At 59.0% G+C, this 15953-nt stretch carries 16 protein-coding genes; 15 read left to right on the top strand and 1 reads right to left on the bottom strand.

Annotated elements, in window-relative coordinates; translation table 11 throughout:
• Positions 1-23: 23 nt before the first annotated feature.
• Together rarD and DY251_RS03220 are read left to right on the top strand one after the other, a co-directional pair.
• Positions 24-938: an EamA family transporter RarD gene (gene rarD, locus DY251_RS03225; protein WP_116622474.1), complete on the top strand. Its 915-nt coding sequence runs from the start codon at positions 24-26 to the stop codon at positions 936-938.
• A complete protein-coding gene (locus tag DY251_RS03220) occupies positions 938-1624 on the top strand; it encodes a glutathione S-transferase family protein (RefSeq protein WP_116622413.1) in 687 nt (228 codons plus the stop codon). The genes rarD and DY251_RS03220 overlap by 1 nt, the downstream gene beginning before the upstream one ends.
• On the opposite strand, the gene DY251_RS03215 is transcribed toward DY251_RS03220, so the two are convergent.
• Positions 1625-2236, bottom strand: coding sequence for an LOG family protein (locus DY251_RS03215; protein ID WP_116622412.1), 612 nt, complete (start codon positions 2234-2236; stop codon positions 1625-1627).
• A gap of 124 nt (positions 2237-2360) precedes the next feature.
• Here DY251_RS03215 and DY251_RS03210 point away from each other — a divergent pair, with 124 nt between their 5' ends.
• The 13 genes from DY251_RS03210 (at position 2361) to DY251_RS03150 (ending at position 15932) form a co-directional block, all read left to right on the top strand.
• Positions 2361-3911 (top strand): LysM peptidoglycan-binding domain-containing protein, encoded by a 1551-nt coding sequence (locus tag DY251_RS03210; RefSeq protein WP_116622411.1) that lies wholly within the window; start codon positions 2361-2363, stop codon positions 3909-3911.
• Positions 3912-4029: 118 nt separating this feature from the next.
• The gene (locus DY251_RS03205; protein ID WP_116622473.1) at positions 4030-5913 is read left to right on the top strand and encodes an ABCB family ABC transporter ATP-binding protein/permease; all 1884 of its coding nucleotides are present in this window, start codon (positions 4030-4032) and stop codon (positions 5911-5913) included.
• Positions 5914-5963: 50 nt separating this feature from the next.
• A complete protein-coding gene (locus DY251_RS03200; RefSeq protein ID WP_342633550.1) occupies positions 5964-6689 on the top strand; it encodes a phosphatidylserine decarboxylase in 726 nt (241 codons plus the stop codon).
• Positions 6689-7507 (top strand): CDP-alcohol phosphatidyltransferase family protein, encoded by an 819-nt coding sequence (locus tag DY251_RS03195; protein WP_116622409.1) that lies wholly within the window; start codon positions 6689-6691, stop codon positions 7505-7507. Before DY251_RS03200 ends, DY251_RS03195 begins: the two co-directional genes overlap by 1 nt.
• A 242-nt stretch (positions 7508-7749) precedes the next feature.
• Positions 7750-8217 (top strand): 30S ribosomal protein S6, encoded by a 468-nt coding sequence (gene rpsF, locus DY251_RS03190; protein ID WP_116622408.1) that lies wholly within the window; start codon positions 7750-7752, stop codon positions 8215-8217.
• Positions 8217-8465: a 30S ribosomal protein S18 gene (rpsR, locus tag DY251_RS03185; RefSeq protein WP_019170551.1), complete on the top strand. Its 249-nt coding sequence runs from the start codon at positions 8217-8219 to the stop codon at positions 8463-8465. Before rpsF ends, rpsR begins: the two co-directional genes overlap by 1 nt.
• A 191-nt stretch (positions 8466-8656) precedes the next feature.
• A complete protein-coding gene (gene rplI / locus DY251_RS03180; protein WP_116622472.1) occupies positions 8657-9232 on the top strand; it encodes a 50S ribosomal protein L9 in 576 nt (191 codons plus the stop codon).
• 138 nt (positions 9233-9370) lie between these two features.
• Positions 9371-10651: a cyclopropane fatty acid synthase gene (locus DY251_RS03175; RefSeq protein ID WP_116622407.1), complete on the top strand. Its 1281-nt coding sequence runs from the start codon at positions 9371-9373 to the stop codon at positions 10649-10651.
• Positions 10652-10830: 179 nt separating this feature from the next.
• Entirely contained in the window at positions 10831-11154 is a 324-nt protein-coding gene (locus DY251_RS03170; protein ID WP_116622406.1) for a YnfA family protein, read from the top strand.
• Between the two features lie 2 nt (positions 11155-11156).
• Positions 11157-12128: a small ribosomal subunit Rsm22 family protein gene (locus tag DY251_RS03165; protein ID WP_116622405.1), complete on the top strand. Its 972-nt coding sequence runs from the start codon at positions 11157-11159 to the stop codon at positions 12126-12128.
• A gap of 206 nt (positions 12129-12334) precedes the next feature.
• A complete protein-coding gene (locus DY251_RS03160; RefSeq protein WP_116622404.1) occupies positions 12335-13825 on the top strand; it encodes a replicative DNA helicase in 1491 nt (496 codons plus the stop codon).
• A 17-nt stretch (positions 13826-13842) separates the two neighbouring features.
• A complete protein-coding gene (radA, locus tag DY251_RS03155) occupies positions 13843-15249 on the top strand; it encodes a DNA repair protein RadA (RefSeq protein ID WP_116622403.1) in 1407 nt (468 codons plus the stop codon).
• A 23-nt stretch (positions 15250-15272) separates the two neighbouring features.
• On the top strand, positions 15273-15932 hold the full coding sequence (locus DY251_RS03150; RefSeq protein ID WP_116622402.1) for a CvpA family protein: 660 nt from the start codon (positions 15273-15275) through the stop codon (positions 15930-15932).
• Positions 15933-15953: the final 21 nt, after the last annotated feature.

The following is a 15953-nucleotide window of genomic DNA, read 5'->3' as shown; positions in this document are numbered from 1 at the left end:
GCATAGCCGAAAGCATGACGACCATGACCACGCCAATTGATACCAACCTCGAAGCGGACAGGGGCGCGAGACGCGGCTTCACGCTTGCCCTTTTTGCGTATCTTCTCTGGGGGTTGCTGCCCTTTTACATGAAGGCCGTGCAGCATCTGCCTCTGCTCGAAGTCATCGCTCATCGCATCATCTGGTCCGTCCCTATTGCAGGGGCGGTGCTGGTCTGGATGGGCCGCACGGCGGATTTCAAGGTGGCTTTGCGCACGCCGCGTATGTTGGCGATGGCGGCGGTCACAGCCGTTCTCATCACCGTAAACTGGAGCATTTATGTCTGGGCCATCGCGGTGGACCGCACGGTGGAAACAGCGCTAGGCTACTACATCAATCCGCTGGTTAATGTCGTGGTCGGCGCCGCTCTCTTAGGGGAGCGCTTGGGTCGGTTGCAAATCGTTGCTGTCTTGCTTGCCGCCCTGGCTGTCACGATCCTCACGATAGAGCAGGGCATACTGCCGTGGGTGTCGCTTGCGCTCGCCTTTTCATTTGCGGCCTATGGCTTTTTCAGAAAAACACTGCCCATCGGCCCAAGTCAGGGCTTCCTTCTTGAAATCCTGATCCTGTCGGTTCCGGCGCTTGGCTATATTTTCTGGCTGCAGGCAAGCGGGCAGGGGCACTTCCTCACTGGTTCGACGGAAAACACATGGCTGCTGATCGGCTGCGGTCCAATCACCGCCGTTCCGCTGTTGCTGTTCGCCTTCGGTGCGCGCCTGCTTAAGCTCTCCACCATCGGAATCATGCAATACATTGCACCAACGATGGTTTTCCTGATCGCTGTCTTTATCTTCCATGAGCCGTTCGGCACGATTCAGGCCATCGCATTCGCGCTCATCTGGGCGGCGCTGGCTCTTTACACATTTGCGATGTTCCAGAACCGCGCGCGAAAAGATTGATGTATACGCTGCACATTGCCAACAAGAACTATTCCTCGTGGTCACTCCGCCCTTGGGTGCTGATGCGCACGCTCGACATTCCGTTCGAGGAACATCAGGTTCCATTCCCGACCGGGTCGAGCTTCGAGCTTTACCGGCCGTTTTCTCCGAGCGGACGCGTGCCTTGCATTACTGATGATGGGCGCGCTGTCTGGGATTCGCTCGCTATCGTTGAATATCTTGCGGAGCGCCATGCGGGTGTGTGGCCACAGGATGCTGGCGCTCGGGCATGGGCGCGCTGCGCTGCCTCCGAAATGCATTCAAGCTTCTCGGCCCTGCGCAATGATTGCACCATGAATTGCGGCCTGCGCATCACGCCGCATCCATATTCGGACGCGTTGCGTCAGGATCTCTTCCGCCTTGGCGACCTCTGGAATGATGGGTTCGCTCGCTTCGGCGGTCCGTGGCTCGCGGGCAAGAATTTCACTGCAGTCGATGCGTTTTTCGCGCCCGTCGCCTTCCGTGCGCAAACCTATGGGCTTGAGTTCGATGGTGCGGCATCAAGCTATCCGCAGCGTCTTCGGGATTTGCCTGCAATGCGCGAGTGGTATGCCGCTGGCTTGGCCGAGACCTGGCGCGAGCCTAACCACGAGGCTGAAGCGCTCGCCGCGGGAACCGTCACCGCGGATTTGCGCGCAACCGCCTGATTACATCTTGTCGATCACGGCCTCGACGCCTTCGGACGGCGTCGCGTCCTTCACTGCTGCGGTCAGTATCGCCGGAACAATTGCGCGCGCATCATCCACAACCAGTGGCGTCACCAGATGCCGCGTATGCACGAAACCCTCGTCGCGCATGTGATCCAGCAAGGCGAGCATCGGATTCCAGAACCCGTTGATATTGGCAAACACGATTGGCTTGCGGTGATGCCCAAGCTGCGCCCAGGTCATGATCTCGACGATCTCTTCCAGCGTGCCAATTCCGCCCGGCAGTGCGACGAATGCGTCCGACCGCTCAAACATGATGTGTTTGCGCTGATGCATGGTGTCCACGATGATGGATTCATCGAGATTGGCCAGCGCGCCCTCATTCGCTTCCTTGTTCATGAGGAAGCGTGGGATGATGCCCGTCACCTTGCCGCCCGCGCGCCGCGTGCCTTCGGAAACCGCGCCCATAATGCCTTTAGCGCCCCCGCCATAGATGAGTCGCAAACCAGCTCCGGCAATTGCCGCGCCCATGGTCCTGCCCGCTTCCATATAGATTTCGTCCCGACCGGGGGATGAACCGCAATACACGCAGATGGATCGAATCGTGTTCATACCCACGATAGGCAACGCCAATCGCCTTTTGGTCAAGGTTCTTTCGTGTCGCTAGCCTTATGGTTTTGTTGATGCGGCTATCAAAACGGTCTAGACAAAGCAGGTATCTTGGGGACTCGGGACAATGGCGGTCACTCCGCGTCGAACGCTGTTATTTCTGGGCGGGGTCACACTGGCCGCCGTCGGCACCGCATTTTACACCGGTGCGCTGGATCCCTTGTTTGGCAAGCAGGTAGCTGCGCCTCCGCAGGAGGTCGCCAAGGCGCCGCCTCCGGCCACACCCGAATCGGCCAAGCCGGAAGCGCCAAAAACCGAAACGCCAGCGGCTGAGACACCGAAGCAACCTGAGCAGCAGGCGGCCATTTCGCCTGCGCCGGAAGCTGCGCCAAAGCCGGATCAGGCACCTGCCGCCGAACAGGCTGAACCCTTGTCGCCCAGCTTTGATATTCTTCGTGTTGAGCCGGACGGCTCAATAGTGATCGCCGGCAAGGCTGCGCCTGGCGCGGAAGTCGAAATCCTGTCCGGCTCGAAAGTGCTGGGCAAGGTAATGGCTACGCCCGAGGGTGATTTCGCTGCCGCGCTCGAGGAGCCGCTAAAGCCGGGCGATTACCAGATCGTGCTGCGCTCGACGACAACCTCGCGCGTTGTCGCTAACTCGAAAGAAACGGCAGTCGTCTCGATCCCGGAAACCAAAGATGGGCAGGTTCTTGCGCTTGTCGAGCAGCCCGGCGCGCCCAGCCGCCTGATCACCAAGCCCGACGTGCCTGCGCCCAAGGCCCCGGCGCCCGCCGCGCAACAGGCCGCGCAGCCGGCAACGCCAGCGCCAGCCCAGGGCGAAACCGCCACTGCGCAACCCGCTCCCGCTGCACCCGCTGAAAAGACGGCGCGCCCTGCGCCTGCCGCGAATGTTGCTGTAGATGCGGTCGAAATCGAAGGCCGGAAGGTTTTCGTTGCAGGCTCGAGCGATCCCGGCAAAACGGTCCGCATTTATGCGAACGAGATTCTGCTTGGCGATGCGAAAACCTCGCCGGAAGGTCGATTCCTGATTGAAACCGAGAAAGATTTGCCGGTCGGCGATTATGTCGTTCGTGCAGACGTTCTCGGACCTGATGGCGCAAAAGTTATCGCGCGCGCCGCTGTACCGTTCACGCGTGAGCCCGGCGAAAACATTTCCGCCATCGCTCCGCAGGAGCCAGCGCAGCCGCCGGTCACACTGGCGGAGCCGCAGGCGACACCGGCAGCCCCGTCGCAGGACACCGCAGGCGCGCAGCAGCCTGCGCCTCAGCCACAAGCGCAGCCGTCTACCGAACAATCAAGCGCAGCGGCGCAACCAGAAGCGCCCGCCGCAACAACAACACCAAACGCACAAGCGCCGAGCGCCGACCAGCCCGAACAGCAAGCTGCGGCGCCGGAAGGCTCTGAACTCGCGCCCAAGCTAAAGCCTGTCGATGGCTCGGTAATCATTCGGCGCGGCGATTCGCTCTGGCGCATTTCAAAGCGCGTTTATGGTCGTGGCGTGCGTTACTCCACCATCTATCTGGCGAATCAGGAACAGATCAAAGATCCGAACATGATCTGGCCGGGACAGACCTTCCGCGTGCCGGATGAGACGGAGCAGGGCGAAAAGGCCGACATGGACGCAATCCAGAAGCAGGCACCGGCCACAGTTCAATAACAGCATTCTTGCAGGGCAGACCGTTACCAGCCTTCAAAAATGATCGCTCAGCGCATAGATGTGCGCTGGGGCAACGATGCGCGCCAGCGATAAAGCCAGCCGCCTGAAAGCAAGCAAATTGGCCAGCAAGACAGTTTCCGCCGATGGCGGTTCGACATTCCAGACACTTCGCAACCTATGGCCCTATATGTGGCCTGCGGATCGCGCCGACCTGAAAGCGCGGGTTGTATGGGCCACCGTTTTCCTCGTGCTTTCCAAGCTCGTTCTGGTCGTTGCGCCGTATTTCTTCAAATGGGCAACGGATGCATTGGCCGGTGATTCGCGAACGACGCCACCGCTTCCGGCATTTTTGCTCGCGCCGGTCATGCTCGTCATCGCCTATAATGTGGTGCGCATTGTCCAGACCGGGCTGAACCAGCTGCGCGACGCACTGTTCGCGCGTGTCGGCCAGCACGCAGTTCGCCAGCTTGCCTACCGCACATTCGTCCACATGCACGATCTGTCGCTGCGCTTTCATCTGGAGCGGCGCACGGGCGGCCTGTCGCGCATCATCGAGCGCGGCACGAAGGGCATCGAAACCATTGTCCGCTTCACAATCCTCAACACGCTGCCCACCATTCTGGAATTCGCGCTTACCGCCGTAATCTTCGCCGTCGCGTATGGCTGGATGTATGTTGCGGTGGTTGCGGTGACGGTGTGGATCTATACGTGGTTTACCGTGCGTGCGAGCGATTGGCGCATTTCGATTCGGCGCGAGATGAACAACAGCGACACTGACGCCAACACCAAGGCTATCGATTCGCTGCTGAATTTCGAAACCGTCAAATATTTCGGCAACGAGCGCATGGAAGCTGAACGCTTTGATCGCTCTATGGCGCGCTACGAGGTGGCTGCAACAAAGACATGGACCTCCCTGGGCTGGCTGAACTTCGGGCAGGGCGTGATCTTCGGGTTGGGGCAGGCGCTGGTCATGATCATGTCGGCGCGCGAGGTCGTTGCGGGAACGCAGACCGTCGGCGATTTCGTCTTCATCAACGCCATGATGATGCAGCTTTCCGTGCCGCTGAATTTCATCGGCTTCATCTATCGCGAAATCCGGCAGGGCCTGACCGACATCGAGCAGATGTTCGACTTGCTGGACGTTCCGCAAGAAGTGGTGGACAAGCCAGACGCCAAGCCGCTGGCAATCGCCAATGGCAAGGTTGAATTCCGCGACGTTCATTTCGCTTACGATGCGGCGCGGCCCATCCTGAAAGGCATTTCCTTCACTGTCCCGGCGGGCAAAACCGTCGCAATCGTCGGCCCGTCCGGCGCAGGCAAGTCCACCATTTCGCGCCTGCTTTACCGCTTTTACGACATCCAGCAGGGCGCGATCCTCATTGACGGTCAGGATGTTCGCGACGTGACGCAAAAGAGCCTGCGCGCCGTCATTGGCATGGTCCCGCAGGACACTGTCTTGTTCAACGATACGATTGCTTACAACATCCGTTATGGGCGCGTGGATGCGAGCGAAGCCGAGGTAGAAGAGGCTGCCGAGCTCGCGCAAATCGCCCATTTCATCGAAGCTCTGCCGGATGGCTACGAGACGATGGTGGGCGAGCGCGGTCTGAAGCTGTCAGGCGGTGAAAAGCAGCGTGTTGCGATTGCCCGCACCATTTTGAAAGCGCCGCCGATTCTCATTCTGGACGAAGCAACTTCCGCACTCGACACCCACACCGAGCAGGAAATTCAAACCTCGCTGGACCTTGTGAGCCGTGGCCGCACGACAATCGTCATCGCACACCGCCTGTCCACCATCATTCGTGCCGACGAGATCATCGTTTTGCGTGACGGCTTGATTGCCGAGCGCGGTTCGCACACGCATTTGCTCAAGGAAAAGGGCCTTTATGCACAGATGTGGGATCGCCAGCGCGAGGCCACGGAAGCAGAGGAAAGGCTGCGCATCGCGCGCGAGTCAGACGAGCTTGGCGTGGTTGTGCGCAAGCGCCTGTCAGATTTGTAAGGCCAATGTGCGTTGCGGCACTCCTGCGTTTCAGGTAATCACGCCCCAAAATAAGAAATGGGAGCACCAAACCGGCCATGGCCCTAACCGATACGATTCGGAACGCATTTGTTCCGATCCACCGCGAAGGTTATGTTTTCATAGCCATTTTCGCGGCGGTCACGCTCATTTTGGGCTTGTTTTCGACAAACCTTTTCTGGATCGGGCTCATCCTCACCGCGTGGTGCGCTTATTTCTTCCGCGACCCGCCGCGCGTCACGCCGCTTGATGATCGCATGGTCATCAGCCCTGCAGATGGTGTTGTGTCGTCGGTATCCACCGCAATCCCACCGCGTGAGCTTGGCCTTGGCAATGCGGAAATGACGCGTATTTCCGTATTCATGAACGTATTTTCCTGTCATGTGAATCGCGCGCCGGTCCGCGGGCAAATCCAGCGCATCGAGCATAGGCCGGGTTCGTTTCTGAACGCGGAACTGGACAAGGCCAGCACCGAGAACGAGCGCAACGGCCTCGTCATCGAGAGCCCCAACGGCACTGTTGGCGTCGTTCAGATTGCCGGGCTTGTCGCGCGGCGCATTCTCTGCTGGGCAGAGGCTGGCAATACCATTGCTGTAGGGGAGCGTTTCGGCCTCATCCGTTTCGGCTCGCGCGTTGATGTTTATCTGCCTGCCGATGCTACCCCGCGCGTTGCCACCGGGCAAACCGCGGTTGCCGGCGAAACCGTTCTTGCGGAGTTCGGCGGCGGCGCGATCACTCCTCTCGTTCGGGTTTCCTGATGGCTCGCCCGTTCCAGCCCTTCGAACCTCATGGTCGAGGAGGGCCGCGCATAGGCGAGATTCCGCTGCGCATGTTGGTCCCGAATCTCGTTACGGTCCTCGCAATTTGTGCGGGCCTCTCGGGCATTCGCCTTGCTTTCGAGGCGCGCTTTGAAACAGCGGTCGTCATGGTTCTCATTGCCGCGTTTCTGGATGGCATAGATGGCCGCCTCGCGCGCATGTTGAAAGCCAGTTCGAAGTTCGGCGCGCAGATGGATTCGCTCGCTGATATCGTCAATTTCGGCGTCGCGCCTGCCTTCGTTCTCTATCTTTTCCTGCTCAAAATGGCCGCGCCTTTTGGCTGGATTGCCGTGCTTGTGTTCACAATCGCCGCAGGCCTGCGTTTGGCGCGCTTCAATGTGCTCGATGAGGACCTATCGCGACCCGCCTGGCAGGGCGAATATTTTGTCGGTGTACCGGCTCCAGCGGGCGCGGTGCTGGTCATGCTGCCCATCTATCTGGGCTTTCTGGGAATTGAACGCGGGCGCGAATTCGCCTTCATCGGTAGTGCCTTCGCGTTCCTCGTGGCATTCCTGCTCGTCAGCCGTCTGCCGGTCTATTCAGGCAAGAAAATCAGGATTGGCCGCGACAAGGCGGTGCCGTTGATCTTCGCGGTCGTGCTCTTCGTCCTGCTGCTGGTGAACTATACGTGGCAGACAATTTCCGTCGCAGCGCTCGGCTATCTCGTGTTCCTGCCGCTCAGCGCGCGCGCCTATTCGCGCCGCGCCCGGCTGGAGGAAGCTGCGCAGGCCACCGCGACGGGCGAGGGCGCTCAATAAATCCGGGGCCGCCCTTGCTTTACGGCGCTATTGCTGTATAGACGCGGCCATTCCGCCGGTTCCGAATGGGGGCTGAACGGAGGGCCGAAGGTTTCCTTCGTCGTGAACGCAAAAGCGCTCCGCCTCCCGTGTCTCCGCTCTCGACCGTCTCGAACGCGCCTTTCTTCCCCTTATGGGTCAAGCGAAGTCGCAGAGGCTTTAGCCTTCGGGGTCCGGCTGATTAAACGAAGAAAGGCAAGACAATGGCTCTTTATGAACATGTGTTTCTTGCCCGGCAGGATCTGTCGCAGCAGCAGGTTGATGAGCTCGTTGAACGTTTCAAGGGCGTCATCACTGAAGGCGGCGGAAAAATCGGCCGGGTAGAAAGCTGGGGACTGAAGTCCCTGACCTACCGCATCAACAAGAATCGTAAGGCGTACTACACGCTGATCGATCTCGACACGCCTCCGGCTGCGCTCAACGAAATGGAGCGTCAGATGGGTCTGTCGGAAGACGTTCTGCGCTTCCTCACCGTTAAGGTCGATGCACACGAAGAAGGCCCGTCCGCGATGTTGCAGAAGCGCGACCGCGACGAGCGTGGCGACCGTGATGGCGGTGGCCGTGGCTTCGGCGATCGTCCGCAGCGTTCTTTCGGTGATCGTGGCGACCGTGGTGATCGCGGCGACCGCGCACCGCGCCGCCCGCGTGACAATGAAGGGGAGAGCGAATAATGGTCGACATCAACCAGATCCCGACCCGTCGTCCTTTCCATCGCCGTCGCAAGACGTGCCCGTTCTCCGGCGCGAACGCTCCGAAGATCGATTACAAGGACGTACGTCTCCTGCAGCGCTATATTTCCGAGCGCGGCAAGATCGTTCCTTCCCGCATCACAGCGGTCAGCCAGAAGAAGCAGCGTGAACTCGCCAAGGCGATCAAGCGCGCCCGCTTCCTCGGCCTTCTGCCCTACGTGGTGAAGTAAGAATTTCGGCGCGGGCGGCTTGCCGCCCGCATCTCCGCTTCGGGCGCGGTTCAGCCCGAGTTGGACCCGCGCAAATGTGCAGGCCCTAACTGCCAGACAGGCAGGACAGCGAAACCGGATGCCCGCATCCATTCTCTTCCTCGCCTGTATCCATTTTCGCAGCTCCGGCTGCAATTGAAAGGAACATGAAGATGGAAGTCATTCTGCTCGAACGCATCGCTCGTCTTGGCCAGATGGGCGACACCGTTAAGGTGAAAGACGGCTACGCACGCAATTTCCTCCTGCCTCGCGGCAAGGCCCTGCGCGCCAACGAAAACAACAAGAAGAAGTTTGAAGGCCAGCGCGCTCAGCTCGAAGCTCGCAACCTTGAGCGCAAGTCGGAAGCTTCGGCTATTGCCACCAAGCTTGACGGCAAGACCTTCGTGGTCGTTCGCTCGGCTGGCGAAACCGGCCAGCTCTACGGTTCGGTCTCCACGCGTGACATCGCCGATCTGCTGACGGCTGAAGGCTTCACGGTTACCCGCAATCAGGTCGAATTGAACCAGCCGATCAAGACCATCGGCATCACCAACATCGCGATCTCGCTGCACCCGGAAGTCGAAGTTACGATCTCGCTCAACATCGCTCGTTCCGCTGAAGAAGCCGAACGTCAGTCGAAGGGCGAAACGCTCACGACCGCTGAGGCGATCTACGGCGACGACATCAACGAGAACGCTCGTCCGGACAATTTCTTCGATCCGAACGAAGAAGAAGGCGAAGAGGCATAATCGCCTTTCTAATCGCTTCAAAACTTTCAAATCAGCCCGGGTCAGATGCCCGGGCTTTTTTGTACCAGCACGCTTGTATGAATTGACGAATTCCCTTTCGTATATGTACGCTCCTTATAGGTGGGGAATGGTGTTGGTATGAACATTTTTCTTCGTCACGTTCTCGAGCGACTCGTGAAGACCGGAAATCTCGTTGTTTCCGGCCCCGGCGGCAGCACACACAGATTTGGAGATGGCAGCGGCGATCGAGTGCACATCTCCATCCATTCCATGCGGGCCGAGCGCGCTATCGCTTTCGATCCAATGCTGGCGCTGCCTGAAGCCTACATGGATGGCGATCTCGATTTTCTCGAAGGCGACGTGCTGGGCATGTTGCACATCGCCTACCTCAACATGGGGCCGTATGGCAGCATCGAAGCGAGCTGGACCCGCGCGGTCGAAGGCGTGCGTGCTGCTTTCCGCCGTCTCCAGCAGCTCAATTCGCCAACCCGGTCACGCCGCAACGTCCAGCGGCATTACGATCTTTCGGCAGAGCTTTACCGGCTCTTTCTCGACGACGACATGCAATATTCCTGCGCCTATTTCGAGCGTCCTGATGCGACACTCGAGCAGGCGCAGCTTGCCAAAAAGCAGCATATTGCTGCGAAACTCGCGATCAGGCCGGGGCAAAACGTCCTGGACATTGGGTGTGGTTGGGGCGGTCTAGGTCTGTACCTCGCACGCACCTTCGATGTGGATGTGCTCGGCGTAACACTCTCCACCGAGCAGCACACGATTGCCGCGCAGCGCGCGCAGGTGGAGCATCTCGACAATCACGTACACTTTGAAATCCGCGACTATCGCGAACTGAACGAGCGCTTCGACCGCATCGTTTCTGTGGGCATGTTCGAGCATGTGGGCGTCAACCACTATCGCACTTTCTTCGACAAGGCCGCCAAGTTGCTGAAGCCCGATGGAGTGATGGTTTTGCATGCGATAGGGCGCTTCGGACCGCCCGTGGCCACCAATGCCTTCATCCGCAAGCATATTTTCCCGGGCGGTTATATACCTGCCCTGTCGGAAGTGCTGCCTGCGATTGAAAAATCGGGCCTGATGACAACCGATGTCGAAATATTACGGCTCCACTACGCTGAAACCCTGAAAAACTGGCGCGAGCGGTTTATGGCGAACCGAGAAAAAGCCAAGGCGATCTACGACGAACGTTTCTGCCGTATGTGGGAATTCTATCTCGCTGGATCGGAGGCCGCATTCCGGTGGCAGGATTTGATGGTCTTCCAGATCCAACTCACCCGCCGCAACGACACGCTGCCAATCACGCGCAACTACATGGAAAAGTGCGAAAAGGCCCTGACCTTGCGCGACGCGGCGCAGCTCGCATCCGCACCTTCCCGCAAGTCGCGCAAAACCCGCAGCCGTTGAATCAGCGCACCTACCGCGCACTTCGTCAAAACCGAAATGCTGGCAATTTGGCTCCTGTTACGGTGCAATCCTTGTGACTCTCTAAGGCAGGGGCACCGGCAAGGTAGCGAGTGAGCGACAAGTCAGCTTGCATCCACAACCCCGCGCGCCTAATCAGAACAAAAGCGGCAGGGCCAATAATGAGCTACTTGATCTACGCGGCAGCGGCGCTTGCGGAAATCGCAGGATGTTTTGCAGTCTGGAATTGGTGGAAGCTTGGGCGCTCAACGCTTTGGCTCATCCCCGGAACAGCCAGCCTTCTCCTCTTTGCATGGGTTCTCACCTTGATCGACACAAACGCGGCCGGTCGCGCCTATGCTGCCTATGGTGGCATCTATATCGCAGCCTCCTTGGCTTGGCTGTGGGCCGTTGAAGGCGTCCGCCCCGATCGATGGGACTTCGCCGGCGCTGCAATTTGCTTCGTAGGCGCGAGTGTTATCCTTCTAGCCCCACGCGGAGCATAAAGGTGGAACTTCCGCAACGTCTGCGCGTCGCAATCGACAAGCTATTGGAGGGAACGCCCACGAGTAGTCTCCAGTCTGCAAGCGCGGCTCTCTCCCAACGCTATCGCGCCGAATTGCGCGATGGTCGCCTGCATCTGGCTGACGATCTCTCCGTCAAAGCCTATCTCGCCGCACGCATGCCCGCGACGTTCGCAGCCATCCGCAGCAGTCTTGCCATGTTGGAACAAGCGCTTCCCGCATTTTCCCCGCGCTCGATCCTGGACGTTGGCTCAGGTCCGGGCACAGGACTGTGGGCCGCGCAAGACTGCTGGCCAGAGCTTGCTAAAGCCGATGCGCTAGAGGCCAGCGATGCCGCATCTCGCGTCGGTCGCCATCTCGCGCAGGAACTGCACCTGCTTCAGGTACAATGGCATTCGGGCGATGCGGCGCAGACCCTCTCCTCAATGTCCGCCGCAGATCTGGTGACACTTTGCTATGTTCTCGATGAACTTCCTCCCGAATCTTTGCCGGCGCTTATCCGCCACCTTTGGAAACTTGCCTCCTTCGCTCTCGTAATTGTCGAGCCGGGCACGCCTGCAGGATGGGCGCGCATTCTCACCGCTCGCACCATCCTCATCGAATCCGGTGCGCATATAGCCGCTCCGTGCCCCCATGAAGGACGCTGTCCACTGTCTCCTCCTGATTGGTGCCATTTCGCAAGGCGCGTCGCGCGCACGCGCATCCATCGCGTTACAAAGGGTGGTGACGTTCCGTGGGAGGATGAAAAGTTTATTTTCCTTGCCGCTACACGTTCGCCACCGGACGAACGTTTTTCGCGCGTGATAGCGCCGCCAAAGCACGCCAAAGGCAGGGTCGATCTGAAGCTCTGCGATTCCAATGGAAACGCCGACTTCCGTACGATCACCAAGCGCGAAGGCGAATCGTTCCGCGTTGCGCGACGGGCGGATTGGGGTGACGCTCTAGATCTCATCTAAGTAAGTGTTTGTTTTATGTTCTTGTAATGTTCGTGTTTTGATTTATGTTGGAAACACGATTCGTGTCAACATCTGGGAATGGGAATTTTGGATGTGCTGTGAATTGGTGTGAATCACGGGTACCGCGGCGCTGGCGGTAATCATTGATTCACCACGGCGGTCGGGCATCTGCTACCGCCATCTGGAGACGAGGGTTATGGAATTCGATGGCTGAGGCAGCGCGAAAATTTGCGGTGGCGGAAACGCCGCTTTACCGGGAAGCTCCCAATAATGTGGAGGCTGAGCAGGCTCTGCTTGGTGCGGTTCTGGTAAACAACGACGCTTACTATCGCGTGTCGGATTTCTTGAGGGCGGAGCATTTCTTCGAGCCTCTCCATCGCAAGATTTTCGAGGTTGCGGCCGAGCTGATCCGGATGGGCAAAATGGCCAACCCGGTGACGATGAAGAATTTCGTGCCGGCTGAGGAGAAGGTCGGCGACATGACGGTGTCGCATTATCTGGCGCGTCTGGCCGCCGAGGCCGTGACCGTGATCAACGCCGCGGATTATGGACGCGCCATTTATGAACTGGCAACCCGACGCGCGCTGATTTCGGTCGGCGAAGACATGGTCAATGTCGCTTATGATGCGCCGGTTGACATGTCTCCACGTGAGCAGATCGAAACAGCCGAGCGCCGTCTGTTCGAGCTGGCCGAAACGGGTCGTTATGATGGCGGCTTTGAGAGCTTCACAGACGCGGTAAAGACCGCGGTCGACATGGCCAACGCGGCTTATATGCGCGACGGTGGGCTGTCTGGCGTTTCCACAGGCATTCGCGATCTCGACCGCCGCATGGGCGGCCTTCAACCGTCCGACCTTATCGTGCTCGCGGGTCGCCCGGGTATGGGCAAGACCTCGCTTGCAACGAACATCGCTTTTAACATCGCGCATGCGTATGAGCCAGCCCAGCAGGCAGACGGTTCTTTCAAAGCAAAGAATGGCGGCGTGATTGGCTTTTTTTCTCTCGAAATGTCGTCTGAACAGCTCGCAACGCGTATCATTTCAGAGCAGACGGAAATTCCGTCCTCCAAGATCAGGCGCGGCGAAATAACGGAAATGGATTTCGAGAAGCTTGTTGCTTGTTCGCAGACTATGCAGAAAATCCCGCTGTTTATCGACCAGACCGGCGGTATTTCCATCGCGCAATTGTCCGCCCGCGCGCGCCGTTTGAAGCGCCAGCGTGGGCTGGATGTAATCGTGATCGACTATATTCAGTTGATGACCGGCTCCGGCAAACGCGGAAGCGAAAATCGCGTGCAGGAAATCACGGAAATCACCACCGGATTGAAGGCGTTGGCCAAAGAACTTGGCGCGCCGATCATCGCCCTTTCACAGCTTTCGCGTCAGGTGGAAAACCGTGAAGACAAGCGACCGCAGTTATCGGACCTTCGTGAATCCGGGTCGATCGAGCAGGACGCCGACGTGGTGCTGTTTGTGTATCGTGAGGAATACTACCTCAAGAATCGCGAGCCGAAGCCCGGCACGGAAGAATATATGAAGTGGGAAAACGAATTGAACGAGGCGCGGGGCAAGGCGGAAGTGATCATCGCCAAGCAGCGTCACGGTCCCACCGGCACTGTTCAGATGGCGTTCCATGGAGAGTTTACCCGCTTCTCCGATTTGGCCGAGGAAAGCCATTTGCCTGAACGCTTTGAGTAACCGGCATTTCCGGCACGATGGCAAAATCACGCGTTCAGTTCATTTGTCAGGCTTGTGGTCACGTTTCCACGCGCTGGTCGGGCAAATGCGATGCTTGCGGCGAGTGGAATACGCTTGTCGAGGAAGGCACTGCTGGCGGCATCGGTGCAGGTCCAGCCAGCCTTCGCAGCCCGCGAAAGGGCAGGGCGGTCGTGCTCACCTCTCTGTCGGGTGAAATCGAAGATGCGCCTCGTATCGTCAGCGGCATAGGCGAACTGGACCGAGCGACGGGCGGCGGCTTTGTTCGTGGTTCTGCGCTATTGGTGGGCGGTGATCCCGGCATTGGCAAATCGACGCTGCTCATGCAGGCTGCTGCGGCCCTGGCGCGTAACGGGCATCGCATCGTCTATGTTTCGGGCGAAGAGGCCGTCGCGCAGGTTCGGTTGCGTGCACAGCGGCTGGGCGCTGCCGATTCGCCGGTGGAACTCGCCGCGGAAACAAATGTCGAAGACATTCTGGCCACCATCAGCGACGGTAAGCGGCCCGATCTCGTCATTCTGGATTCAATTCAGACGCTGTGGACCGACCTTGCTGATTCGGCTCCGGGCACCGTTACGCAGGTTCGTGCGTCGGCCCAGGCTATCATTCGCTATGCGAAATCCACAGGCGCGGCAGTCGTTCTAGTTGGGCATGTCACGAAGGAGGGGCAAATCGCTGGCCCTCGTGTTGTCGAACACATGGTCGACGGTGTGCTTTATTTCGAGGGGGAGGGTGGACATCACTACCGCATCCTGCGCACGGTTAAAAACCGCTTTGGCCCAACCGACGAGATCGGCGTTTTTGAAATGTCGGATAAGGGGTTACGCGAGGTTGCCAATCCATCCGAGCTTTTTCTAGGTGAACGTCATGGAGCTGCTCCCGGTGCGGCGGTGTTTGCGGGCATGGAGGGCACGCGTCCCGTGCTTGTGGAAATTCAGGCGCTGGTTGCACCGTCTCCGCTCGGCACGCCGCGCCGTGCCGTGGTCGGGTGGGACAGTTCCCGGCTTTCGATGATCCTTGCTGTGCTGGAAGCGCATTGTGGTGTGCGGTTTTCCACAAATGATGTTTACCTGAATGTCGCGGGTGGATACCGCATAAGCGAGCCGGCGGCCGATCTTGCGGTCGCCGCCGCGCTTGTGTCATCGCTCACCGGTCTTGCTCTGCCAGCCGATTGCGTTTATTTCGGCGAAATCAGCCTCTCTGGCGCCGTCCGGCCCGTTGCACATGCGCAGCAGCGCCTTAAGGAAGCCAAGAAGCTGGGTTTTGTCCGGGCTATATCGCCGGTCGCCGGTTCGAGGGATGAGGAGCCGGCACAAGCTTCGGGTGTCGCGGAGTTTCAGCCAACGACATTGGCTGATCTGGTGGCCCGTATAGCTGGACCGAAACGGGGACGCGCGGACGACTGACCGCATCACGAGGGTGACCATTTATGCCGATCACGCTGCTTGACGGAATTGTCGTCGGCTTCACGCTGGTTTCAGCCATGCTGGCGATGGTGCGGGGCTTCTCGCGCGAGGTGCTTTCCATCGCTTCATGGGCGGCGGCTGCCGTTGCGGCGTATCTGTTTTACAAGCCCGTCGTCCCCTATGTGCAGCCATATATCGGGCATGAGCAGTTGGCGATTATTGCGGCTGCAGGCATCGTCTTTCTGGTTGCGCTCATCATCGTCACGCTCATTACAATGAAGATTGCCGATTTCATTATCGACTCGCGCATTGGCGCGCTCGATCGCACACTCGGCTTCCTGTACGGCGCGGCGCGCGGTGTTCTGGTTGTTGCTGTTGCGCTGCTGTTCTTCAACTGGCTCGTTGGATCAAATCCGCCGCCATGGGTTCAGAATGCCAAGTCGGCGCCATTGCTCAACAGCGTTGGGGCTTGGATTGAGGGCTTGATGCCGGACGATCCTGAGAATTCAATTCTAAAGAAATTGAAGCCCGGTTCAGAAACGCCGGCAGAGGGCGAGCAAACTGCGCCAGCAGAAGGTGCGACAGAAACGCCTCCGGCAGATGGGGCGACTGACCAGCCGCCTGCTGACGGTGGAACTGATGCGCCGGCTGACGATTCGGTGCCACCTGCGACAAACAATTAGCTCGAATATTTGCGGACAGCG

Source organism: Mesorhizobium denitrificans, from assembly GCF_003403035.1.
Lineage (GTDB): Bacteria > Pseudomonadota > Alphaproteobacteria > Rhizobiales > Rhizobiaceae > Mesorhizobium_G > Mesorhizobium_G denitrificans.
Note: the sequence above shows the minus strand (reverse complement) of the source record. Positions and strands in the feature narration are given on the sequence as shown.

Coding starts and splice junctions, on each gene's coding strand:
- rpsF (WP_116622408.1), top strand. CDS start 7,750: ATGGCTCTTTATGAACATGTGTTTCTTGCCCGGCAGGATCTGTCGCAG.
- DY251_RS03170 (WP_116622406.1), top strand. CDS start 10,831: ATGAGCTACTTGATCTACGCGGCAGCGGCGCTTGCGGAAATCGCAGGA.
- DY251_RS03215 (WP_116622412.1), bottom strand. CDS start 2,236: ATGAACACGATTCGATCCATCTGCGTGTATTGCGGTTCATCCCCCGGT.
- radA (WP_116622403.1), top strand. CDS start 13,843: ATGGCAAAATCACGCGTTCAGTTCATTTGTCAGGCTTGTGGTCACGTT.
- DY251_RS03195 (WP_116622409.1), top strand. CDS start 6,689: ATGGCTCGCCCGTTCCAGCCCTTCGAACCTCATGGTCGAGGAGGGCCG.
- DY251_RS03160 (WP_116622404.1), top strand. CDS start 12,335: ATGGCTGAGGCAGCGCGAAAATTTGCGGTGGCGGAAACGCCGCTTTAC.
- DY251_RS03220 (WP_116622413.1), top strand. CDS start 938: ATGTATACGCTGCACATTGCCAACAAGAACTATTCCTCGTGGTCACTC.
- DY251_RS03150 (WP_116622402.1), top strand. CDS start 15,273: ATGCCGATCACGCTGCTTGACGGAATTGTCGTCGGCTTCACGCTGGTT.
- DY251_RS03175 (WP_116622407.1), top strand. CDS start 9,371: ATGAACATTTTTCTTCGTCACGTTCTCGAGCGACTCGTGAAGACCGGA.
- rplI (WP_116622472.1), top strand. CDS start 8,657: ATGGAAGTCATTCTGCTCGAACGCATCGCTCGTCTTGGCCAGATGGGC.
- rpsR (WP_019170551.1), top strand. CDS start 8,217: ATGGTCGACATCAACCAGATCCCGACCCGTCGTCCTTTCCATCGCCGT.
- rarD (WP_116622474.1), top strand. CDS start 24: ATGACCACGCCAATTGATACCAACCTCGAAGCGGACAGGGGCGCGAGA.
- DY251_RS03210 (WP_116622411.1), top strand. CDS start 2,361: ATGGCGGTCACTCCGCGTCGAACGCTGTTATTTCTGGGCGGGGTCACA.